At 71.7% G+C, this 3,404-nt stretch carries 2 protein-coding genes; one reads left to right on the forward strand and one right to left on the reverse strand.

The window, feature by feature from the left end; translation table 11 throughout:
• Positions 1-787 (forward strand): M20/M25/M40 family metallo-hydrolase (locus AB1609_18585; protein MEW6048454.1); only part of this gene is annotated, 787 nt, incomplete at its 5' end.
• Positions 788-845: 58 nt separating this feature from the next.
• Here the strand turns inward: AB1609_18585 and AB1609_18590 are convergent.
• On the reverse strand, positions 846-3,404 hold a 2,559-nt coding region (locus AB1609_18590), incomplete at its 5' end, for a VanZ family protein (protein ID MEW6048455.1).

Here is a 3,404-nt window from a genome sequence, read left to right on the forward strand (position 1 = left end):
GGCCGGCCTGGTCATGATGGCGTGGGCTGTGCAGGCGCTGCGGGCGGTGGGCTCGGCGCCGAACCGCCCGGTCGTCTTTCTGGTCACGGCGGACGAGGAGGTGGGCAGCGCTTCAGCCCGGCCCATCATCGAGGCCTGCGCGAAAGGCGCCGCCTATGCCCTCGTGCTCGAGCCGGCCGGCCCTGGCGGCGCCGTCAAGACCGCCCGCAAGGGCGTGGCCCAGTACCGGCTGATCGTCACCGGCCGCAGCGCCCACGCCGGTAACGACTTCTGGCGGGGCATCAACGCCAACGTGGCCCTGGCCGAGGTACTGCTGGCGGTGCACGCGCTCTCCGACCGGGAGAGCGGCACCACGGTCAACGTGGGGGTCATGGGCGGCGGCACCCGGCCAAACGTCGTGGCGGAACGGGCCTGGGCCGACGTGGACGTGCGCTTCGCCACCCGCTCCGAAGCCGAGCGCATCGACCGGGCCATGCGGAGCTTGCAGGCCGGAGGCGGGGCCCGGCTGGAGGTCTCCGGCGGCGTCAACCGGTGGCCCCTCGAACGCCAGGCGTCGGCTGCCCTCTACGAGCAGGCCCGCGGCCTGGCTGCCGAGCTTGGCCTGGAACTGGGGGAGGCGCAGGTGGGCGGCGGAAGCGACGGCAACATCACCGCCGAACTCGGCGTGCCTACGCTGGACGGGCTGGGTCCCGATGGCGACGGTGCCCACTCGGCGAGCGAATACGTGTACGTGCCCTCGCTGCCGCTGCGCACGGCGTTCCTGGCCCGGCTTCTGGAGACCCTTTGAAGAGGTTTCTTTGGATACGATACCGGCTACGGGGCCGCGGCGTGCGCGGCGTGCGGCGTCACATCCCGGATCCGTGAAGTTGCTGGTAGACCCGGTACGAGCGGTACACGTTCTGCACGTAGCGGCGGGTGGCAGCCACCGGGATGCGTTCCACGAACAGTTCCGCATCTGTGGTGCCGAACGCCTGCAGCCAGCGGTCGACCCGGCCCGGCCCCGCATGGTACGCGGCGGCCGCCACGCGCAGTTCGCCGTAACGGTCGAGCAGGTACCGCAGGTAGGCAGTGCCCAAGCGGATGTTGAGAGACGGGTCATAGAGGGCCGCGGGGTCGGGGATCGCCATGCCTTCCCGGCCGGCGAGCCAGCGGGCGGTGGGTTCGATGATCTGCATCAGGCCGTAAGCGCTCGAGGGTGAAAGTGCCAGCGGTTCGAAGGAACTCTCCTCCCGCATCACCGCCAGGACGATGAGCGGGTCCATCCCCCGGGCGGCGGCCTCGGCGCGTGCGGCCGCCTCGTAGGGTGTGGGGAACAGGCCCACCAGTGCCTGGCGGCGGGCGTCCGGGCTGACAAGCGCATCAGGCTGCTCGCCGAACAGCCGGTTGAGAGTCCTGCCGGCCGCCCTGAACTCGCCCAGTTCGAGCTGCCACCGGGCCAGGGTAAAGAGGAGGCCCGGGAAGCGGGCTTCCCCGGGCGGACCGGCGTTTTCGGAGCTCGAGCGGCCGTTTGCCAGATAGAGAAGCTCTCGCGCCGCCTCGCGCGCAAGGCCCTGCGCTTTGAGGGCCAGGATGCCGGAAGGAACGGCACTCTCCTCGGGCCCCCCGGAACTTTCGGCAGCAGGTGCGGGGGCGCCGGACACGGGTCGTGGGACCGGCGCGGGCGCGAGGTCCGGCCAACGCTCGTGCGCCAGCACGCTGTAGTAGGACAGGGGTTGCGACGCGGTGAGGTCACGGATGAGCGCGGCCACCCTCGCGCTGTTGCCGTCGGGCTTTGCCCCGCCGTCACGCGGTTCGCTTTCCCACGCCAGGCGGGCCTGCCAGTACAGGACCGCGGGGTCACGCGCTGCTCCCGCCGCCAGGGCGTCCAGTGCGCGGCGGGCGGCAGCCAAATCCCCGGGGCGCTTGTCGCGAGTGCCGGGTGGGCTGTAGGCGGCCGCGAACAGGGCCCACAGGGCATCCCGCCATCCCGCCGTTCCCGCCGCGGCGGGGCCGTGCTTCTGGATCCGGGCGGCCGCGGTATCGAAATCGCCCACGTCGATAGCCGCCCGCACGAGCGCCGCCAGGGCCTCGCCGGCGGCTGAGGTCCCGGGGTCCTCTCGCAGGACGTCCTCCAGCAAAGCGGTGGCCCGCGCCGGGAGCGCGTCCTGGAACTCTGCGGCGAGTTGGAGGCGCAGGGGTGAAAGCTGGCCCGCAGGCCATCCCTGCCGCTGCCCGGATTCGAGGGCCTGCTGCAGCACCGAAAGCCGCCGGATACGCTGCCCGAGGGCTCCAAGGGCACGGGCCAGCTCGGACGCGGCTGCGGCCTCTTGCTCCTGCCAGCCCGGGCGGGAGAAGAGCGTGGCACCTTCCTGCCACCGGCCGAAGCGAGCCAGCACCCGGCCGTAGCGCAACAGGCGCGTGCGGGCTTCGGGTGCCTCAAGGGTTATCGTGCCGACCAGGCCGGCCATCCGGGTCAGCACCTCGTGGCGCAGGTCACCCCGGTAGAGTATCACCGCCCCTTCGGCCGCAGAGGCCAGTGCGTCGAGGGCTTCGGGGTTCGAACCGGAAGCGGCCAGCGCTTCGGCAAGCACCATCTGGGCGTCGAGGCGATCGTCCTCAACGGCCAGCTCGAGGGCGCTTCGGGCCGGTTGGACGGCATCGCCGGGGCGGCCCTGCGCGAGGGCGATGCGAGCCTGCAGCATGAGGCGGCGAAAGGCACGGTAGCTGCGCTCGCTTTGCGGGACGGCGGCGCGTGCCAGCGTCTGCTCTGCAAGCTTCAGGTCCCCTGCCGCAAGAGCGCTTTCCGCTTCGCCCAGCAGCCGGTGCGCCGCAACCCAGGAGGCATCGCCATCCTGGACCGCCTCAGGCTGACCGGGGGCAGGCGAGGCCACCAGAGCGGCGAGCGCCAGCAGCAGGCCTCCCGAGAGAAGAGCCTTCCGGGCGCGGCCTTTTCGCAATCCTGTCAGGGACAATGCGAGCCCCCCGCCCGCGACGTCGGCAAGCCAGTCCGGAAGGGTGGCCGTGCGGCCCGGCACCCAGCTCTGATGCCACTCGTCGACCGCAGCGTATGAGGCCAGGATGGCCATGGCCATTACCCGTGCCAGGCGTTTGTGCCCGGTGGCGAAATGAAGCAGCAGCCCGAAAACGAAGTAGGCAAGGCCGTGGAGCAACCAGTCCGGGGCGGGGAGCGGCCCGATGCGGTCGCCCGGGGTGCCGGAGACCAGCCAGTTGCCGATCATGTAGGCTATGGCCGGGCCCCAGCGGGCGGCGCGTGCCGCAGCCGGGAGCAGGGTTCGCCTGCGGTGCTCCCAGGCGTCTTGCTGGCTCGGCGTCCCGTGAGTTTCCATGAGCCGGTGGTTCGAGTGCCGTGCGGGCCGCCCCTTCCGCCCGCCATTTCCCGGGAAATGGTCGAAGTATCCAGGATC

It is taken from the genome of Bacillota bacterium (assembly GCA_040754675.1).
Classification (GTDB): Bacteria; Bacillota; Limnochordia; order Limnochordales; family Geochordaceae; genus Geochorda.